This is a genomic window from Microbacterium sp. BE35, from assembly GCF_031457705.1.
GTDB lineage: Bacteria > Actinomycetota > Actinomycetes > Actinomycetales > Microbacteriaceae > Microbacterium > Microbacterium trichothecenolyticum.
The window spans coordinates 208829-226138 of the sequence record NZ_JAVDXD010000005.1; the positions used below are offsets into that span (position 1 = coordinate 208829).

General features: G+C 70.8%; 18 protein-coding genes. 10 read left to right on the forward strand and 8 right to left on the reverse strand.

From position 1 onward, the window contains the following. Positions 1–107: 107 nt before the first annotated feature. Positions 108–602 (reverse strand): DUF427 domain-containing protein, encoded by a 495-nt coding sequence (locus J2Y46_RS16920; protein WP_045300247.1) that lies wholly within the window; start codon positions 600–602, stop codon positions 108–110. 19 nt (positions 603–621) lie between these two features. Further along, a complete protein-coding gene (locus J2Y46_RS16925; RefSeq protein ID WP_045300249.1) occupies positions 622–2040 on the reverse strand; it encodes an NAD(P)/FAD-dependent oxidoreductase in 1419 nt (472 codons plus the stop codon). A 153-nt stretch (positions 2041–2193) separates the two neighbouring features. On the opposite strand from J2Y46_RS16925, the gene J2Y46_RS16930 reads away from it, so the two are divergent. The 6 genes from J2Y46_RS16930 to J2Y46_RS16955 all read left to right on the forward strand — a co-directional run bounded on the left by J2Y46_RS16930 (position 2194) and on the right by J2Y46_RS16955 (position 7192). Next, complete coding sequence (locus J2Y46_RS16930) at positions 2194–3018, forward strand: ATP-binding cassette domain-containing protein (protein WP_310243813.1); 825 nt, start codon at positions 2194–2196, stop codon at positions 3016–3018. After that, entirely contained in the window at positions 3015–3689 is a 675-nt protein-coding gene (locus tag J2Y46_RS16935) for an ABC transporter permease (RefSeq protein WP_310243814.1), read from the forward strand. The genes J2Y46_RS16930 and J2Y46_RS16935 overlap by 4 nt, the downstream gene beginning before the upstream one ends. Further along, positions 3686–4414 (forward strand): ABC transporter permease, encoded by a 729-nt coding sequence (locus J2Y46_RS16940; protein ID WP_045300591.1) that lies wholly within the window; start codon positions 3686–3688, stop codon positions 4412–4414. The genes J2Y46_RS16935 and J2Y46_RS16940 overlap by 4 nt, the downstream gene beginning before the upstream one ends. A 29-nt stretch (positions 4415–4443) precedes the next feature. Then, the gene (locus tag J2Y46_RS16945; protein WP_045300254.1) at positions 4444–5358 is read left to right on the forward strand and encodes an ABC transporter substrate-binding protein; all 915 of its coding nucleotides are present in this window, start codon (positions 4444–4446) and stop codon (positions 5356–5358) included. 147 nt (positions 5359–5505) lie between these two features. After that, the gene (locus J2Y46_RS16950; RefSeq protein ID WP_310243816.1) at positions 5506–6873 is read left to right on the forward strand and encodes a hypothetical protein; all 1368 of its coding nucleotides are present in this window, start codon (positions 5506–5508) and stop codon (positions 6871–6873) included. Positions 6874–6892: 19 nt separating this feature from the next. Next, the gene (locus J2Y46_RS16955; protein WP_045300258.1) at positions 6893–7192 is read left to right on the forward strand and encodes a hypothetical protein; all 300 of its coding nucleotides are present in this window, start codon (positions 6893–6895) and stop codon (positions 7190–7192) included. An 11-nt stretch (positions 7193–7203) separates the two neighbouring features. On the opposite strand, the gene J2Y46_RS16960 is transcribed toward J2Y46_RS16955, so the two are convergent. The 4 genes from J2Y46_RS16960 to J2Y46_RS16975 form a co-directional block, all read right to left on the reverse strand. Beyond that, positions 7204–7602: a DUF3054 domain-containing protein gene (locus J2Y46_RS16960; protein ID WP_396653208.1), complete on the reverse strand. Its 399-nt coding sequence runs from the start codon at positions 7600–7602 to the stop codon at positions 7204–7206. Beyond that, positions 7599–8342, reverse strand: coding sequence for a sulfurtransferase (locus J2Y46_RS16965; protein WP_310243818.1), 744 nt, complete (start codon positions 8340–8342; stop codon positions 7599–7601). Before J2Y46_RS16965 ends, J2Y46_RS16960 begins: the two co-directional genes overlap by 4 nt. Before the next feature lie 365 nt (positions 8343–8707). Then, entirely contained in the window at positions 8708–9643 is a 936-nt protein-coding gene (locus J2Y46_RS16970; protein WP_310243820.1) for an SDR family oxidoreductase, read from the reverse strand. Between the two features lie 120 nt (positions 9644–9763). After that, on the reverse strand, positions 9764–11182 hold the full coding sequence (locus tag J2Y46_RS16975; protein ID WP_310243821.1) for an amidase family protein: 1419 nt from the start codon (positions 11180–11182) through the stop codon (positions 9764–9766). Positions 11183–11507: 325 nt separating this feature from the next. On the opposite strand from J2Y46_RS16975, the gene J2Y46_RS16980 reads away from it, so the two are divergent. Both J2Y46_RS16980 and J2Y46_RS16985 read left to right on the forward strand, forming a co-directional pair. Then, positions 11508–11879, forward strand: a complete 372-nt coding sequence (locus tag J2Y46_RS16980; RefSeq protein WP_310243823.1) for a hypothetical protein — start codon at positions 11508–11510, stop codon at positions 11877–11879. 59 nt (positions 11880–11938) lie between these two features. Next, positions 11939–12547 (forward strand): ArsR family transcriptional regulator, encoded by a 609-nt coding sequence (locus tag J2Y46_RS16985; RefSeq protein ID WP_084695641.1) that lies wholly within the window; start codon positions 11939–11941, stop codon positions 12545–12547. Positions 12548–12560: 13 nt separating this feature from the next. Here J2Y46_RS16985 and fdhD read toward each other — a convergent pair whose 3' ends face one another. Continuing rightward, positions 12561–13475 (reverse strand): formate dehydrogenase accessory sulfurtransferase FdhD, encoded by a 915-nt coding sequence (gene fdhD, locus J2Y46_RS16990; RefSeq protein ID WP_310243824.1) that lies wholly within the window; start codon positions 13473–13475, stop codon positions 12561–12563. Position 13476: 1 nt separating this feature from the next. Further along, positions 13477–14574, reverse strand: a complete 1098-nt coding sequence (gene moaA, locus J2Y46_RS16995) for a GTP 3',8-cyclase MoaA (RefSeq protein ID WP_310243825.1) — start codon at positions 14572–14574, stop codon at positions 13477–13479. 229 nt (positions 14575–14803) lie between these two features. Here moaA and J2Y46_RS17000 point away from each other — a divergent pair, with 229 nt between their 5' ends. Continuing rightward, a complete protein-coding gene (locus J2Y46_RS17000) occupies positions 14804–16249 on the forward strand; it encodes a cytochrome ubiquinol oxidase subunit I (protein WP_310243826.1) in 1446 nt (481 codons plus the stop codon). An 18-nt stretch (positions 16250–16267) separates the two neighbouring features. Continuing rightward, positions 16268–17302, forward strand: a complete 1035-nt coding sequence (gene cydB / locus J2Y46_RS17005) for a cytochrome d ubiquinol oxidase subunit II (protein ID WP_310243828.1) — start codon at positions 16268–16270, stop codon at positions 17300–17302. Positions 17303–17310 lie beyond the last annotated feature (8 nt).

Sequence of the window (17310 nt, forward strand, 5' to 3'; positions counted from 1 at the left end):
GGGCGTTCGCTGTGCAGTTCGCACGAGGGATGCCGCAGCCGGGTCCACGCGACCGGAGACTCCGCGCGACGCGCCGGCGGCGCGTGGACGGGTCGTGGACCGGTGTCTCACCAGCCCAGCGAGCCCGGCTCTCCCTTGAACGGACCGACCACATCGGGAGTGATCCACCCGCCGTAGAAGCGCCCGGGCTGGGGCACGACCTCCACGCCGTCGAGCGTGCAGCGGTCCATCTCACGCGGGTACACCGCGACCCGACCCGCGAGCTGCTCGAACCCCTCGGAGGGACGCGGGTACGTCCACGCCGCGCGCGGGCGCACTTGGTCGCCCCCGTGCACGTCGAAGTAGGCGGCGCCGCCTTTGAACTCGCAGTACGACGACCCCTCGCCGGGCATGAGCGCCCCCTCGGCGAACGCCTGGATCGGCAGGTAGTAGACGGGCGGATGGCTCGTCTCGAGGACACGGACGACATCGTCTGTGTCGACGATGACCTCGCCGCCCAGCCGGATCTGCACGCGGCGCCCGACCCGCTCCAGGCGCGGCGGGCGCGGGTAGTCCCAGACCGATTCCTGGCCGGGACCAGCGGGCAGGGGTTCGGGTCGCATGGCGGTCCTCCTCACGGGATCAGCGGCCGTACTCTTCGAGCCAGCGCAGCCACACCTCGCTGATCGTCGGATACGACGGCACCGCGTGCCACAGGCGCTCGATCGGCACCTCGCCGACGATCGCGATCGTGGCCGCATGCAGCATCTCGCCGACGTCCTGCCCGACGAACGTCACGCCGACCAGCACGCGGCGCTCCTCGTCGATGATCGCTCGCGCTCGTCCCTGGTAGTCGTCGGCGACCTCGCTCGCGCCCGCGATCCAGTACAGGTCGTAATCGATGACGCGGATGCTGAGACCTGCCTCGCGCGCGGACTTCTCGGTGTGCCCCACCGCGGCGACCTCGGGGTCGGTGAAGATCACCTGCGGGACCGCCGAGTGATCGGCCGTGGCGACATGCCTGCCCCACGGGGCGTCGTCGACGTCGGCGGCCTTCGCCCGCGCGGCGATGACATCGCCCGCGGCGCGGCCCTGGTACTTGCCCTGATGCGTCAGCAGCGCCCGGTGGTTGACGTCGCCGACGGCGTAGAGCCAGTCCACCCCGCGCACGCGCAGCGTGTCGTCGACGTCGAGCCAGGAACCGGGCTCGAGCCCGACCGCCTCGAGCCCGAGATCCTCGGTCCGCGGCACCCGGCCCGTCGCGACCAGCACTTCGGCCGCCCGCACTTCGGACCCGTCCGACAGCGCCAGCACCACTTCGCCGGCGTCGTCACGCGAGACCCGCTCGACCTCCACGCCGGTCTTGACGGTGGCCCCGGCATCCGTCAGCGCCTTCTCGACGGCCTCGCCCGCGAAGGCCTCGACGCCTCGCAGGAGGCCGGACCGGGCGATCAGGGTCACGGTGGAGCCGAACGACGCGTACAGGGTCGCCATCTCGGTTCCGACGGTGCCGCCGCCGAGCACCGCCAACGATGTCGGGACGTCGTGGACGCCTGTGGCTTCGCGGCTGGTCCACGGTGCGACATCGCGCAGCCCCGGGATGTCGGGAAGGAGCGCCGCCGAACCGGTGGACACCACGACCGCGTGGCGGGCGACGAGCTCGGTCTCAGCACCGTCGGCACCGGTGACGGTGACCTCGCGCTCGCCGGTCAGGCGCCCGTGCCCGCGGACGAGATCGATGCCCGCACCGTGGAGCCACTCGACCTGCGATGTGTCGTCCCAGTTGTGCACCAGCTCGTCGCGGCGCACCAGGGTCCTGGCCACGTCGACGTTTCCGGTCACCGCCTCGGCGGCGCCCTTCACGCGCTGCGCGGCACGCACCGCGGCGCCCGCGCGCAGCATCGCCTTCGAAGGGATGCAGGCCCAGTAAGAACACTCCCCGCCGACGAGCTCGCTCTCGACCACGACGACCGACAGGCCGCCCTGCGTCGCCCTGTCGGCGACGTTCTCGCCGACAGGACCGCCGCCGATCACGATGAGGTCGTACTCCCGAGCAGTCATGCGCCCCACCGTAGCGGCCGCCGGTGACAGCTGCGAAGCCATTGCCCGCAGCGCCTGCAGACGGAAGGATGGCGCAGGTTACGGCGTCTGTCCAGCCTGAGCCGCCATGTCCGCGGCCTGTGGTTATCTGGGAACCCCGGCCGAAAGGGCAGCATGGCGATCGAATTCCGTGGGGTCTCGAAGCGGTACCCCGATGGCACGGCCGCCGTCGAGGACTTCAGCGTGCTCATGCCCGCGCACAAGACCACGGTGCTCGTCGGTTCGTCCGGCAGCGGCAAGACCACGTTGCTGCGTATGATCAACCGGCTCGTCGACCCCACCGGCGGCGTCATCACGATCGACGACGAGCCGATCTCGGAACGCGACCCCGTCACGCTGCGCCGGGGCATCGGCTACGTGCTGCAGAACGCCGGCCTCCTCCCTCATTTCTCCGTCGTCGACAACATCGCGACGGTGCCGGTGCTGAACGGCGTCGCGAAGGCGAAGGCGCGCGAGCGGGCTCTCGAGCTCATGGATGTCGTCGGCCTCGAGCGCGGTCTGGCCAAGCGGTATCCGAGCCAGCTCTCGGGCGGTCAGCAGCAGCGCGTCGGCGTCGCCCGCGCCCTCGCCGTCGACCCGAACATCCTGCTGATGGACGAGCCGTTCGGAGCGGTCGACCCCATCGTGCGCCGCGAACTGCAGACAGAGACGCTCCGCCTGCAGAAGGAGCTCGACAAGACGATCGTGTTCGTCACCCACGACATCGACGAGGCGTTCCTGCTCGGCGATCAGGTGGTGATCCTCGAGAAGGGCGCGCGCATCGCGCAGATCGGCAGCCCCAGCGAGATCATCGAGAACCCGGCGAGCGACTTCGTGGCCGACTTCATCGGGGTCGAGCGGGGCACGCGGGCACTGCGCGCCAAGCGCACGGCGCGCGGCACGGTGCTCGTCGACGACGCCGGCCGCACACAGGGCGTGCTCGTGGAGGACGAACTGTGAGCTGGGTCGCCGACAACGTCGACATGATCTGGGCGCTGACGCTCGATCATCTGCGGCAGAGCGCCATCGCGATCATCGCGGGCTTCGTGCTGTCGGTGCCTCTGGGGTGGGTGGCCTTCCGGTACACGCGGTTGCGCGGCACCGTGCTGACCGTCGTCGGTCTGCTGTACACCATCCCGTCGTTCGCACTCTTCGCTCTGCTCACCACACTGTTCGGCATCCCCTACCAATCCGAGCTGAACCTCGTGGTGGCGCTCACGATCTACGCCGTGGCCATCTTGACCCGATCCGTCACGGACGGTCTCGCCTCGGTCGACCCCGGCACGAGGTCCGCCGCGGTCGCGGTCGGTTTCGGCGGCTGGCGACGTTTCTGGACGGTGGACTTCCCCCTGGCCGGGCCCGTGGTGCTCGCGGGGCTGCGCGTGACGGCGATGTCCACGATCTCGCTGGCGACCGTCGGAGCCCTCATCGGCGTTCAGAACCTGGGCTACCTGTTCACGAACGGGTCGCAGCGACGCATCATCGCCGAGGTGTTCGCCGGCGTCGTCGCGGTCGTCGTGATCGCGGTCCTCACCGATCTCCTGCTCATGCTGGCGGGGCGCGCGCTCATGCCGTGGACCCGGCGCATCTCCGCGCCGCGCCGCGCCCGGCCCCGGGCGGTGGCCGCATGAACCTGCTCGCCGACGCGTTCGCCTGGATCTTCTCCCCCGCGCGGCTGACGGGCTCCCTGCCGCTGCCGACCGCGATCGCCCAGCACCTCGCGTACACGTTCGGCTCTGTGGCGATCGCGGCCGTCATCGCCGTCCCCGTCGGCTGGCTGATCGGTCATACGGGCAAGGGGCGCGAGGTAGCGGTGTTCCTGTCGGGGGCTGCCCGCGCGCTGCCCGCGCTCGGGCTCGTCGTGCTCCTCTACCTGCTGTTCGGCGTCTCGCTCAAGACCGAGGCCGCCGTCGCAGCTTTCGTGGTGCTCGCCATCCCGTCGATCCTCGCCGGAGCGTATGCCGGCATCGAGGCGATCGACCGCTCGGTGATCGACGCCGGGCGCGCGATGGGAATGACCCAGTGGCAGATCCTGTTCCGGATCGAAGTGCCGCTCGGACTCTCTCTTCTCATCGGCGGTTTCCGCTCCGCGACGCTGCAGGTGGTCGCCACGGTGACCATCGGGGCCTATATCGGGGTGGGCGGCCTCGGGTTCTACATCCTGCAGGGCATCGCGCTGCGCGACTTCGCCGAGATCCTCGGGGCCTCGATCATCGTCGTGGCCCTCGCCATCGTGCTCGACGGACTCTTCGCCCTGCTCGCCCGCTTCGCCGTGCCCCGCACCGACGGCCCTCGCCGGCGGTCGTCACGAGCCGCCCGCACCGACTCGGTCCGCTCGCTGCAGGTCTCCCACTGATCCCCCACCACCACACCGGAGGTATGACAATGTCCACAGCACGAACCCGCCTCACGGCCGCCCTGGCCGGAACCGCGATCGCGGCGCTCGCCCTCGCGGGCTGCGCCTCGAGCGACCCCCTCAGCGACGACAGCAACGACAGCGGCAACACCGCTGACTCGTCGACCATCGTCATCGGCTCGCAGGCCTACTACTCGAACGAGATCATCGCCGAGATCTACGCGCAGGCGCTCGAGGGCGCCGGCTTCACCGTCGAGCGCAACTTCAACATCGGACAGCGCGACGTGTACATCCCCTCGCTCGAGGACGGCTCGATCGACCTGTTCCCGGAGTACACCGGCAACCTGCTGCAGTTCTTCGACCCTCAGACGACGGCCACGACGTCGGATGACGTCTACGCGGCCCTCAAGGACGCCCTGCCGGACGGGCTGACGGTCCTCGACCAGTCGCCCGCCACCGATCAGGACTCCTACAACGTCACGGCCGCGTTCGCCGAGGAGAACGGACTCACCTCGATCGAGGACCTCGCCGGCATCGAGGGCCTGGTGCTGGGTGGGGCGCCGGAGCTCGAGGAGCGTCCCTACGGCCCCAAGGGCCTCAAGGACCTCTACAACGTCGACGTGGCCTTCAGCGCCACCGCCGACACCACCGTCGACGAGCTGGTCGCCGGCAACATCCAGGTGGCGAACGTCTACAGCGCCGATCCCCGCATCAAGACCGACGATCTGGTGACGCTCGAGGACCCGAAGGGCCTCTTCCTGGCGTCGAACGTCGTCCCCGTCGTCAACGCCGACATCGCCGACGAGATCGCCGACGTGATCAACGCCGTGAGCGCCGCGCTGACGCCCGAGGGCCTCGTCGCGCTCAATGTCGAATCGACGGTGGACCAGCGCTCGTCCGAAGACATCGCGAAGGATTGGCTCGCCGACAACGGCCTGAGCTGACGCCGCGAAGCCACGACGGCGCCCCCGCGTCGCCCGCCCAGGGCCGCGCCGGGGGCGCCGCCGTCGTGTCGGGGAGCGAGAGGCGCCCGACCGCGGCCACGCGACTTCGCTAGGTTGGGCACCCAGGAGACCGCGAACAGGAGCCGCATGCCCGATCCCCTGCCTCCGGGCGACGCCCACACCGCGACGCCGGGCGACCCGGCGAACGCGTCGACTGCGGACGGCGCTGCCACCCCGCAGCGCTATCGCACACCCGACCTCGACGCTCCCCAATACGCGGTCCCGGCGTACGCGGCGCCGGAACCCGGCGACGCCGCATCCCCGCCCACGGCGTCGGGCACGCCGGGCCGCTACGCGGCGCCGCACGGCTACGCGCTCGCCGGCACGGACCCGCGCGGAGCCGACCCCCTGCTCCCGCCCTACGCGCGGGACGGCGCGGCTCAGGCATCCGGCCGCCCCGTCGGGCCCGGCTACCCCACGACCTCGGCGTACCCGGCTGCGCCAGGCTCCCCGTCGGCACCCGGTGGGGCCGGGTACCCCCTGCCCGGAGGCAGCCGACCCAAGGCGCTCGCCATCGTCGCGCTGGTCCTCGCCGGCGCCGGCATGCTCCTGCTCTTCGTCGGTGCAGGGCTCGGGTCGAGCTCAGGCTTGCTCGCTCCCCTGCTGCTCCTCGCGGCGTTCGTACTGTCGCTGGTCGCTCTCCTCGGCCGGCATCAGGGGGGCAAAGGCTTCGGCGTGGGCGCGCTGGTGACCTCGGTCCTCGGCGGCCTGGTGTCGATCGTGATCGCGGTCGCGTGGCTCGGACCGTTCGGCACCTCCTCCGGCGATGATGTCGTTTCGAACTCAGGCGACGGTTACTACGACGATTACGCCATCCCCGGCGTCGCCGCGCCGGGCACGGACGGCCAGCCCGACCCCGGCGCGCAGTTCCCGACGCCCCAGCAGCCGACGGTGACGGAGACCGCGTTCGGGCACGATTTCGGCGACATCTGGTGGTACGTCGTCGTGGTCGACAACCCGAATGCCGACTATGTGTTCGACGCCTTCCTCGACGCACAGGCGTACGCCGAGGACGGCACCGTCATCGGTTCCTCGACCGCCATCGCGACCCTGCTGTCGGGTCAGACCGCGGTCGTCGGCTACTTCACCATCGAGGGCGAAGAGCTGATCGACGCCATCGAGGTGACCGTGCCCGAGGCCTCGGAAGCGACGCTCTCGCCGGGGGAAGAGACGGGCTCGTTCAGCGTCGACGGGCTCACCGGCGCGCCCGATCCCGGCGGGACATCGACACGGACACCGCCGGGCTCAGCGACCGGCACCGTGAGCGGGCGGTTCGCAGACGACCAGCGCTACGTCGCCGTCACCGTGGTCGCGCGGGCGACCGACGGCCGCATCGTGCGCGCCGCCACCGCGTATGTCGACGCGGTGCCCGGCGACGGCAGACCGGTGCCGTTCGAGGCGTGGTTCGCCGAGTTCCCTCCCGACGCGACCCTCCAGGCCTCCGCTCACCGCTGACGCGACGTACGCTGTCGGCATGGCCTTGGGCGACGTGATGGTATGGGGATTCGTCTCCGTGATCGTCGCGCTGCCGGTGTACTTCCTGTGGTTCGCGTTCGACACTCACCGCCGCCGCCGGCGCGGCGAGACGCCGTCGCACTCGTCGGGCGGACTGCTCGGGGTCGAGGAGTTCTTCTACCCGACCGCGGAGAACGCCCGCGCCGTGTGGGAGGCGGAGCAGATCACCCCCGCACCCGCGCCGCTTCCCGGCGACGGCCCTGGCGTGATCGAGGGCAACCGGATCGTGATAGCGACCGGCCTCCGCGAGACCGACTGAACTCGCTCCGATCAGCGCCGGCGCACGCGTCGCACAACCGCTACGATGACCCGCCAGCCCACGAGCGCGACCAGCAGCGTCAGCGACGCGACGATGATGAACGCCAGAGCGGTGCCCTGACCCGATGCCCAGCGCAGCAGCATCCCACCGGCGACGGTGATCGCCCAGACGCCCAGGCCGGTGCGTACGGGCGCCGCCGGTGCACGCCACGCTCGCGTGACGAGCCAGCCGATACCCAGGCCGGCCAGGAACGGCCAGGCGGTCTGCCAGAGGCCGGTCCACACGTCGGAGTCATGGCTCGCGCGGCCGATGGCGGCGAACGCGATCACGAGCGCGACGTCGAGGGCGAGCGCGCCCAGGACCGTGGCGCGACCGACGGGGCTCGCAGCCGCCGATTCCGGCACGGTCACGCGACGGCTCCCGATCGCGGCACCAGCGCCGGCGTCAAGGCCTCCCGCTCGTCGAACACGAAGCAGTCGCCGTTCCAGTGGTCGCCGCCGACGTGCTCGAAGTAGCCCAGGATGCCGCCCTCCAGCTGGTAGGCCTCGACGCCCGCCTCGCGCAGGTAGATCGCGGCCTTCTCGCACCGGATGCCGCCCGTGCAGTAGCTCACGACGGTCTTGCCTTCGAGGTCGCGCGCTGCGGCGGCCGCGGCATCCGGGAACTGCGTGAACCGCTCGATGCGCCAGTCGAGAGCGCCGTCGAAGGCGCCGTAGTCGACCTCGAAGGCATTGCGGGTGTCGAGCAGCACGACTTCGCGGCCGTCGTCGTCGTGACCGCTGTCGAGCCAGCGGCGCAGCGTGGCGGGAGCGACGGCGGGCGCACGATCGCCCTCGGGGCGAATGGCGGGGTGGTCCATGCGGATGATCTCGCGCTTGACCTTGACGAGCATCTTGCCGAACGGCTGCGCGTCCGACCAGCTCTCCTTCGTCGTGAGCGCGGCGAAGCGCGGATCCGCCCGCAGCTCCGCGACGAAGCCACGCACCCCCTGGGCGTCACCCGCGAGGAAGAGGTTGATCCCCTCCTCGGCGAGCAGGATCGTGCCCTTCAACCCGGCAGCGACCGCGCACTCACGCAGCAGCGTGCGCAGCTCACCGGTGTCGTCGATGCGCGTGAAGAGGTACGCCGAGATGTTGAGAACGGATGCCACCCCTCCAGCCTACGGAGGCCGCTGTAATCTCTTCGCCCGACGAGGTCAAGGGCCTCGCCGGGCCGCGCCGGGATGCGCAGACTGACACCCGCAGAAGGGGCGTGACGCGCGACCCTCGTTCCTCCCAGGAGAGGCCATGACCGACCCCACAGTCCCCGAACCGCTGCCGGACCAGAATCCGCCGGATGGGATGCCGCCCGGACCGGGCTCTCCCGGGCCGGGGAACCCTGAGCCGGGTCCCGGCCCCAGCATCCCGACGCCGCCGGACGAGCCGATGGCGGCGTGGCCGGAAGAGCCGCTGGCGCCCCACCCGGAGGAGCCGCCGTTTCCGCGGACACCCGAGACGCCGGGCCCGTAGCCGACGGTCACGCGCGCACGGCATCGCTGCGGTCCTGCAGCAGCTGTTCGGCCACTGCCCACATCCGCGAACCGTCGACCGGATCGGCGAGTCGTCGATACGGACGCACGGGGCCGGCCGCCCCGCCGAAGTGCAGGGCGCCTGTGGGGCCGAAGAAGCCCGGGGCCGGCGCGTTCGTCACCGCGGCCAGCAGCGCCGGCTGCGCTGCCTGCGCCGGCGTGCTGCCGAGGCGGTCGGCGAGCCGGCGTCCGAGCCCGCCCCGATCGCGGGCCCGCATGGCCGGCGCGATCCCGGTGCCGGGCACGACGCCGGGGTGGCTGAGGCGCACGGTGATGCCCCCGCCGACCGCCGCCGAGCGCCGGGCGAGTTCGTAGCCGAACAGTCCCAGCGCCACCTTCGACGACCCGTAGGCGCGCAGCGGCGCATAGCGGTGCTCGCTCTGCAGGTCGTCCCACACGAGGCGCGAGACGCCGGCCGCCAGGCTCAGCTGCACGACGACGCGCGCACCTCGCTCCTGCAGCAGCGGCAGCAGCGCCGTCGTGAGCGCGAAGTGCCCCAGGAAGTTCGTCTGGAAGTGCAGCTCGAAACCATCGGCGCTCATATGGCGCTCGCGGTCGCCGAGCAGCACGATGCCGGCGTTCAGCACGACCAGATCGAGCTGCGTCCGCTCGGCGAGGACTGCCGCCGCGAGCGCGCGGACCGAGTCCAGCCGCGCGAGATCGAGGTCGACCAGGTCGGCACGCGCGTCGGGCGCGCTCTCCCGGATGCGTTCGACCGCCCGCTCTGCCTTGACGCGATTGCGCACCGGCAGCACGAGATCGGCGCCCGCCGCCGCAAGGCCACGTGCGATCTCGACACCGACGCCATCGCTCGCGCCCGTGACCAGCGCAGTGCGCCCCCGCAGATCGGGCAGCGCGACCGGCGACGCCTGCGTGCGAGACATGGGTCCTCCGTTCGGCTCCGTCCCGGAGGAGGACGGACGGATGCCGCTGATACCTGCCCGCACCCCCGGCTGGCCTGCCTCAGCCTGGCGCAGGGGCGCCTCCGGGCGCCAGAGGTCCCCTCAGACCGGCGAAGGAACCGGGGGAAGTGCCGGTACTCCGGCCTCGACCGCGCGCCCCGCCTCGAACAGCACGTCCTCGCCGAACATGGGGCCGATGAGCTGCACGCCGGTGGGCATGCCGTCGGCCCCGAGGCCGGCGGGCAGGGCCAGCGCCGGCAGTCCGAGGAAGTTGACGACCACCGTCAGCCACAGATCTCGCCATGCGCGATCCGCGGCCTCCTGACCGCCCAGGTCGTAGTCGGGCTCGCGCATCCGGGACATCGACACGGGACCCAGGATCACGGGCACCTCGACCTGCAGCCGTCTCCACTCGGCCGCGATCACGGCCCGCCGCGCCCACGCCTGCGCGTACTCGCGCGCCGACTCGTACGGGCGCGCCGCCGCCGTGCTGTCGCGCAGGAACTGCGTGGCGGAACGCCCGAGCGGCAGGCCGAGCGCCGCGGGGTCGAGCGAGATGAGCATGTCGGTGCACGACAGGCGCCGCCACAGCACGGCCGCCTCCTCGAGGAGCGGGCCGGCGGCGTCGACGATCTCCCAGCCTGCACGCGCGAGGGATGCTGCGGCCCGGTCGAGTCCGGCCGCCACATCCGGATCCACCTCGAGGCCCGCAGGATCGCGCACCACGCCGACGCGGCGCGGCACCGCAGCGGGTCGCACCGCGGGCGCGGCGATCGACACCGGGTCGTCGGCATCCCATCCCTGCATGACCCCGAGTGCGAGCGCGACGTCGTCGACGCGCCGCGCCATGGGCCCGTTCACGGAGAACTGCTGGAGCGTGAGCGCCACCGGCTGCTCTCGCACCGCCGCGCGCGGCACGCGCCCGAGCGACGGGCGGAGTCCGACCACGCCTGCCGCGTAGGCGGGGAGGCGGAGCGAGCCGCCGAAGTCGTTGCCGAGGCCGATCACGCTCATCCCGGTCGCCACGGCGACGGCGTCTCCGCCGCTGGATCCGCCGGCACTGCGTGCGCGGTTCCACGGGTTCAGGGTGCGGCCGAACACGTCGTTGTCCGTGTCCCACCGCATCCCGAAGTCGGGCATGTTGCCCCGGGCGACGGGCACCGCCCCGGCATCCCGCAACCGCCGCACGACGGCGGCGTCTCGGGCGGGCACGGCGTCGGCCAGCCCGCGCCAGCCGTTCGTCGTCGCCGACCAGGTGAGGTCGATGTTCTCCTTCACCGAGATCGGGACGCCCGCGAGAGGCCCGGGGTCGCGACCTGCCTTGACGGCGGCATCGATCTCGGCGGCCGCGCTGCGCGCACGGTCGGCGAAGACCACGGTGAGCGCGTTGACGCCGGGATCGATCCGCCCGATGCGGGCCAGATGCTCCTCGACGACCTCCTGCGCGGTCAGTTCCCCCTCCCGTACGGCAGCGGCCATCGCAGTGGCGGAATCGATGGGAGGAGGCGGCGGCTGGCTCATGTCGGTCCCATCCCACCACGAGCGCGCGAACAGCGGCGATCGGCACGACCGAATAGCACTCAGGAGACGCACAGGCAATCCCCCTTGCGAATACCGGCGGTGGGCGTAGCTTCTCCCTCAGACCCCGTGACCGTGCGCCCCGAAGCTCCACCCCTCGACGGACGGCGGTCGTGGATGGTGAGCGCGGAGTCCGCTCCCCCAGTGGCGGTTCTCCCTGGCGCCCCGACGCTGTCCGCCCGTCCCCGCCGGCGGACAGCGCCATATCCGGGCGAAATCGTGCGAATCGTGCGATGCCCCGCCATCGCGCGCCACTAGAGTCATGCCCATGGCATCAGGCAAGCAGCAGCAGAAGCCCGAACCCGAGCTCCACGGCGGCGTCCTCTCGGGCGGCGGAAGCGCCACCCTCTGGGGCTGGCTCATCGGACTCGTCGTCTTCGTGTTCGTGGCGGTCCCCATCTCGATCGCGGTGCGCTTCGCGACGCACCCGGCGACGCAGTCGCTGTTCGGCGGACGCCTCGAGGAGGCGACCAGCGGCGCCTACTCCGCGTTCTGGTGGATCGTCGCGCTGTTCCTCCTCGCCATCCCCGTGCTGGTCGGCTGGGGCGTCGCGAAGCTCTCCGGACGCACGCTCGCGATCATCGTCGGCATCGTCGCGGTGTTCTTCGTCGCGATCCTCATCTTCGGCCAGCTGTTCTGATCCGACACGGCTGAACCTGCGGGCACCCGGTCGTCATGACGCCCCGCGATAATGGGACCATGACGACCGGGTACAGCGCGATCTCGAGCTACTCTCGCGTCGAGATCATGCACCTGCTCCAGGAGCGCCCGCAGCGGGCGATCTCCGAGCTCGTCGAGGCGACCGGCCTGCACGCCAACACCGTGCGCGAGCACGTGCAGCGTCTCATCGACGCCGGGTATGTGATCGCCGAGACCGAGCGCCGCACGACAAGAGGTCGCCCGCGCGTGCTCTATTCGGCCGCCACCGGCTCCGACGAGGCCTCGAGCCCCGTCGCCGCCCGCCGTGCGGAGGCGGCTGCCCGTCGCGGAGACCTGCTGCGTCGCGTCTACGGATCCGACACGGATGCCGACCTCGGCGCCGAAGCCCTGCACCAGCTCGACGCACTCGTCGAAGACCTCGGTGATGCCGGCTTCGACCCCGTGGTCGACGAGCGCCACCTCACGGTCGACCTGACGCCGTGTCCGCACGTGCCCGCCGCCGAACATCGCGGCGTGCTGTGCAGCGTGCACGTCGCGCTCATGGACAGCGTGCTGGCGCAGGCCGGCGGCCCGCTGCGCGTCGAGGGCATCGCGCCGTCGTGCGACCCGACGCAGTGCGTGGTGCAGCTCGCCACCTCGCGCGGCTGAATCCCCGGCGCGGTCAGCGCACCGCGGCAGTGACCCGCACCCGGTCGGGCCGCGCGTAGACGTTCATCGACGACCCTCGCACGAACCCGACGAGCGTGAGCCCGGAGGCCGCAGCCAGCTCGACGGCCAGTGACGACGGCGCCGACACCGCGGACAGGATCGGGATGCCGGCCATCACGGCCTTCTGCACGAGCTCGAAGCTCGCGCGGCCCGACACCTGCAGCACGATTCCGCTCAGCGGCAGGCGATCCTCCAGCACCGCCCAGCCGATGACCTTGTCGACGGCGTTGTGCCGGCCGACGTCCTCGCGCAGCACGAGGAGCTCACCGGACGCCGCGTCGAACAGAGCCGCCGCGTGGAGACCTCCGGTCTTGTCGAACACCGTCTGGCCGGCGCGCAGGGCGTCGGGAAGACCGGCGAGCATCGTCGCGTCGACGGCCGCGGCATCCGTTCCGACGTCGTAGCGCGACTGTTTCTCGATCGCCTCGATGGACGCTGTGCCGCACACGCCGCACGAACTCGTCGTGTAGAAGTTGCGGGCGATGTCGGTGACGAGCGGCGCGAGCTCGGGCGCGAGAGCGATGTCGAGGACGTTGTAGGTGTTCTCGCTCGAGGTCGCCGGCTCCGCGGGACCGACGCCGATCGTCGACAGCGACGAGGGTGCCGCAGCCCCGGTGCCCGGTCCGCCGCAGTGGATCGCGGAACGCAGGTCTGCGGCGGTCGAGATCACGCCCTCCGAGACCAGGAATCCGGCCGCGAGTTCCAGGTCGTTGCCCGGCGTGCGCATCGTGACGGTGAGAGGCTCGCCGGCGATGCGGATCTCGAGCGGCTCCTCCACGACGAGGGTGTCGGCGCGACGGCGTACCGCGACATCGCCGTCGTTCAGCGCGATGCGGGTGACGGGGGTGCGCGTCGTGATGCGTCCCATGTCAGCCGCCGATCGCGTTCATGCCGCGCGCGGGCTGCAGGAACGACGGGTCGTTGATCGCGTGGCCCGGGAGCTTGCCGCGCACGCAGGAGCGCAGCATCCCGTCGATCTCGTCGTCGTCGCCGCCCGCCCGCAGGATCGGCAGGAGGTCGTACTCGGTGGTCGAGAACAGGCAGTTCCGCAACTGTCCGTCCGCGGTCAACCGCAACCGGTCGCAGTCGCCGCAGAACGGCGCCGTCACCGACGCGATCACCCCCACCGAATGCGGACCATCATCCAGCGTCCACCGCGCCGCGGGCGCCCCACCCCGACCGGGCACCGGCGTCAGCGTCCACCGCGCGGACAGCGCGGTGAGGATCTCGTCCTGCGTCACCATCCGCGACCGGTCCCACGTGTGCCCGGCATCCAACGGCATCTGCTCGATGAACCGCATCTGCGCATCATGCGCGGTCGCGAACTCCACCAGCTCGACCAGCTCGTCCTCGTTGACGTCCCGCATGGCCACCGCGTTCAGCTTCAACGGCCGCAGCCCCGAGGCCCCCGCCGCCGCGATGCCCTCCAGCACATCGTCCAGCCGGTCCCGGCGGGTCAGTGCGTGGAACCGGTCGCGGCGCAGCGTGTCGATCGAGATGTTCAACCGGTTCAGCCCGGCGTCGACCAGCCCGGGCAGCAACTCGGGCAGCCGGATCCCGTTCGTGGTCATCGCGATCTCGACCGGCCGGCCGTCCGGACCGGTGATCGCCGCCAGCCGGCGCACCACCTCGACGATGTCGGAGCGCAGCAGCGGCTCGCCGCCGGTGAGCCGGAACGTCGTGATCCCGTCCGCCGCAGCCACCTGCGCGATGCGCACGATCTCGTCCAGCGTCAGGATGCTCGTCTTCGCCAGCCATTCGTTGCCCTGCTCCGGCATGCAGTAGGTGCATCGCAGCGAACACCGATCCGTCAACGAGATCCGCAGGTCGCGGTGCACACGCCCATGGGTGTCGATCAGCGGTGCCCCGATCGACGCGACTGCGGCCGTGCCCTCGAACGCGCCCGGATCCGCGGATGCCGCGGGAAGAGGCATCCGTCGCCCGATCGCCACCGGGATCGCGGTCATGCGTCCGGCTCCGATCGCTGTGCCCGGCTCGCCATGCTTCCGAGGGTAGTCGCGCCGCGGACCGCGGGCGCCGGTGCACGCTCATTATTCACGGCGGGAAGGCTCGCCTCCCGCCCGGATTCCTGGGAATCTGGGTGCACCGGGCGCGCGTTGGACCTCTGTCGCCCGTGTGGTCTGACCACATGCTACGGTGATCAGACCCAGTCCGGAACGATCGGAGAATCGCATCGTGGATCTGCTGGACCCTCTGCTGCTGGCGCGCTGGCAGTTCGGCCTCACGACGCTGTACCACTTCCTGTTCGTCCCCCTCACGCTCGGCATGGCGCTGACGGTCGCGATCTTCCAGACCGCGTGGTTCCGCACCGGCAACGTGAAGTGGCTCCATCTCACGCGGTTCTTCGGGAAGATCTTCCTGATCAACTTCGCGATGGGCGTCGTGACCGGCATCGTGCAGGAGTTCCAGTTCGGCATGAACTGGTCGTCGTACTCCCGGTTCGTCGGCGACGTGTTCGGCGCGCCGCTCGCCTTCGAGGGCCTCATGGCCTTCTTCTTCGAGGCGACCTTCATCGGGCTGTGGATCTTCGGGTGGGACAAACTGCCCAAGGCTCTGCACTTGGCGAGCATCTGGATCGCGACGATCGGGGCCTGGTTCTCGGCGTACTTCATCCTCGCGGCCAACGCGTTCATGCAGAATCCCGTCGGCTTCAAGATGGCCGAGGACGGCTCCCGCGCCGAGATGACGGACTTCTTCGCGGTGCTGACGAACCCGGTGGCCCTCGCGGCCCTGCCCCACACCCTCTTCGCCGCGTTCATGATGACCGCGGGCGTGATCGTCTCGATCTCGGCCTGGCACCTGCTGCGCAAGCAGAACGTCGAGATGATGCGCTCGTCGCTCAAGTTCGGCCTGTGGGGCCTCATCGCCGCCTTCGCCGGGGTCGCGATCTCGGGCGACCAGCTCAGCCTCGTCATGGTGGCGACGCAGCCGATGAAGATGGCCGCCGCCGAGGCGATGTTCGACAGCGCCTGTGGAGCGGACGCCTCGTTCTCGATCTTCACGCTCGGCACACCCGACGGCACGAGCGAGCTCTTCTCGATCCGCGTGCCGTACCTGCTGGCGCTGCTGTCGACGCACTCCCTCGACGGCTGCGTCGAGGGCATCAACGACCTCAACAACCTCTACACGACCGAGCTGTTCCCGCAGTTCGCCGACCAGGTCGACGGCAACTTCGCGCCGATCCTCTGGGTCACGTACTGGGCGTTCCGCTGGATGATCGGTCTCGGCGGCGTCGCCGCGCTCGTCGCGGTCGTCGGCCTCTGGCTCACGCGCAAGAAGGCGAAGCGCGAGGTTCCCGCGTGGGCCTGGCGCCTCGCGATCTGGGCCTGGCCGGCATCCCTCCTCGCGATCCTCGTGGGATGGGTCTTCACCGAGATGGGCCGCCAGCCCTGGATCGTGTTCAGCCTCATGCTGACCGAGGACGGCGTCTCGCCCTCGGTCCCCGGATGGACCGTGCTCATCTCGCTGACCGCGTTCACGCTCATCTACGCGGCGCTCGCGGTGGTCGAGTTCGGCCTCATCCTGAAGACGACGCAGAAGGGCCCGGAGCCCCTCCCCGAGCCGGGAGCGCCGGATGCGCGCACCCAGGCGGTCGAAGACACCCCGACGACGGTCTACTAAGAGCTTCAGGAGCACATCATGGATCTCGCCTACCTCTGGTTCTGGATCGTCGGCTTCCTCTTCGTCGGCTACTTCGTGCTCGACGGGTTCGACTTCGGCGTCGGCATGTCGCTGCCGTTCCTCGGCAAGAACGACATCAGCCGCCGCCAGGTCATCAACACGATCGGCCCCGTGTGGGACCTCAACGAGACCTGGGTCATCGTTGCCGGCGCGTGCCTGTTCGCCGCGTTCCCGGAGTGGTACGCGACGCTGTTCAGCGGCTTCTACCTGGCACTGCTGCTGATCCTGCTGGCGCTCATCCTGCGCGGCGTCTCCTTCGAGTACCGCCACCAGCGCGATTCGCTGCGGTGGAAGAAGGGCTTCGACACGATGATCGTCGTCGGCTCCGCCGTGCCGGCGCTCCTGTGGGGCGTCGCCGTCGCCAACATCGTGCAGGGCGTGCCGCTCGACGCCGACCACGAGTTCACCGGGTCGCTGCTGACGCTGCTCAACCCCTACGGTCTCCTGGGCGGACTGACGACACTCCTGCTCTTCTTCACGCACGGCGTGTACTTCGTCGCGCTGAAGACCGACGGGCAGGTCGCCGCCGACGCGCGCCGGCTCGCCGGCCGCGCGGGACTGCTCACGATCGTCGTCGCCGCGGCCTTCCTGGTGTGGACCGTCGTCATGGCGTTCTCCGAAGGCCGCGACTTCGCGATGGTCACCGCGATCCTGTCGGCCGTCGCGGCCGTGCTCCTGATCGCATCCTGGATGTCGAACGCCCGTGGCCGCGAGGGCTGGGCCTTCGGCTTCGGCGCCTTCACGATCGTGACGGCCGTGCTCGCGGTGTGGTTCGCGCTGTTCCCCTACGTCATGCCGTCGACCGGCGACCCGGCCGGCTCGCTCACGATCGAGAACGCGTCGAGCACGGACTACACGCTGACGATCATGTCGTGGGCGGCGCTCATCTTCCTGCCGCTGGTGCTCGCGTACCAAGGCTGGACGTACTGGATCTTCCGCAAGCGCATCACCCGCTCCCGTATCGAGCAGGCGGCTGCGGCGCCCGCGCACTGACGTGCGGA

Bases quoted from the DNA above. Each gene is read 5' to 3' on its own strand.
- J2Y46_RS16970 (WP_310243820.1), bottom strand. From the start codon at position 9,643: ATGTCTCGCACGCAGGCGTCGCCGGTCGCGCTGCCCGATCTGCGGGGG.
- J2Y46_RS16985 (WP_084695641.1), top strand. From the start codon at position 11,939: ATGACGACCGGGTACAGCGCGATCTCGAGCTACTCTCGCGTCGAGATC.
- fdhD (WP_310243824.1), bottom strand. From the start codon at position 13,475: ATGGGACGCATCACGACGCGCACCCCCGTCACCCGCATCGCGCTGAAC.
- J2Y46_RS16955 (WP_045300258.1), top strand. From the start codon at position 6,893: ATGGCCTTGGGCGACGTGATGGTATGGGGATTCGTCTCCGTGATCGTC.
- moaA (WP_310243825.1), bottom strand. From the start codon at position 14,574: ATGACCGCGATCCCGGTGGCGATCGGGCGACGGATGCCTCTTCCCGCG.
- J2Y46_RS16980 (WP_310243823.1), top strand. From the start codon at position 11,508: ATGGCATCAGGCAAGCAGCAGCAGAAGCCCGAACCCGAGCTCCACGGC.
- J2Y46_RS16920 (WP_045300247.1), bottom strand. From the start codon at position 602: ATGCGACCCGAACCCCTGCCCGCTGGTCCCGGCCAGGAATCGGTCTGG.
- J2Y46_RS16950 (WP_310243816.1), top strand. From the start codon at position 5,506: ATGCCCGATCCCCTGCCTCCGGGCGACGCCCACACCGCGACGCCGGGC.
- J2Y46_RS16975 (WP_310243821.1), bottom strand. From the start codon at position 11,182: ATGAGCCAGCCGCCGCCTCCTCCCATCGATTCCGCCACTGCGATGGCC.
- J2Y46_RS16940 (WP_045300591.1), top strand. From the start codon at position 3,686: ATGAACCTGCTCGCCGACGCGTTCGCCTGGATCTTCTCCCCCGCGCGG.
- cydB (WP_310243828.1), top strand. From the start codon at position 16,268: ATGGATCTCGCCTACCTCTGGTTCTGGATCGTCGGCTTCCTCTTCGTC.
- J2Y46_RS16945 (WP_045300254.1), top strand. From the start codon at position 4,444: ATGTCCACAGCACGAACCCGCCTCACGGCCGCCCTGGCCGGAACCGCG.
- J2Y46_RS16930 (WP_310243813.1), top strand. From the start codon at position 2,194: ATGGCGATCGAATTCCGTGGGGTCTCGAAGCGGTACCCCGATGGCACG.
- J2Y46_RS16925 (WP_045300249.1), bottom strand. From the start codon at position 2,040: ATGACTGCTCGGGAGTACGACCTCATCGTGATCGGCGGCGGTCCTGTC.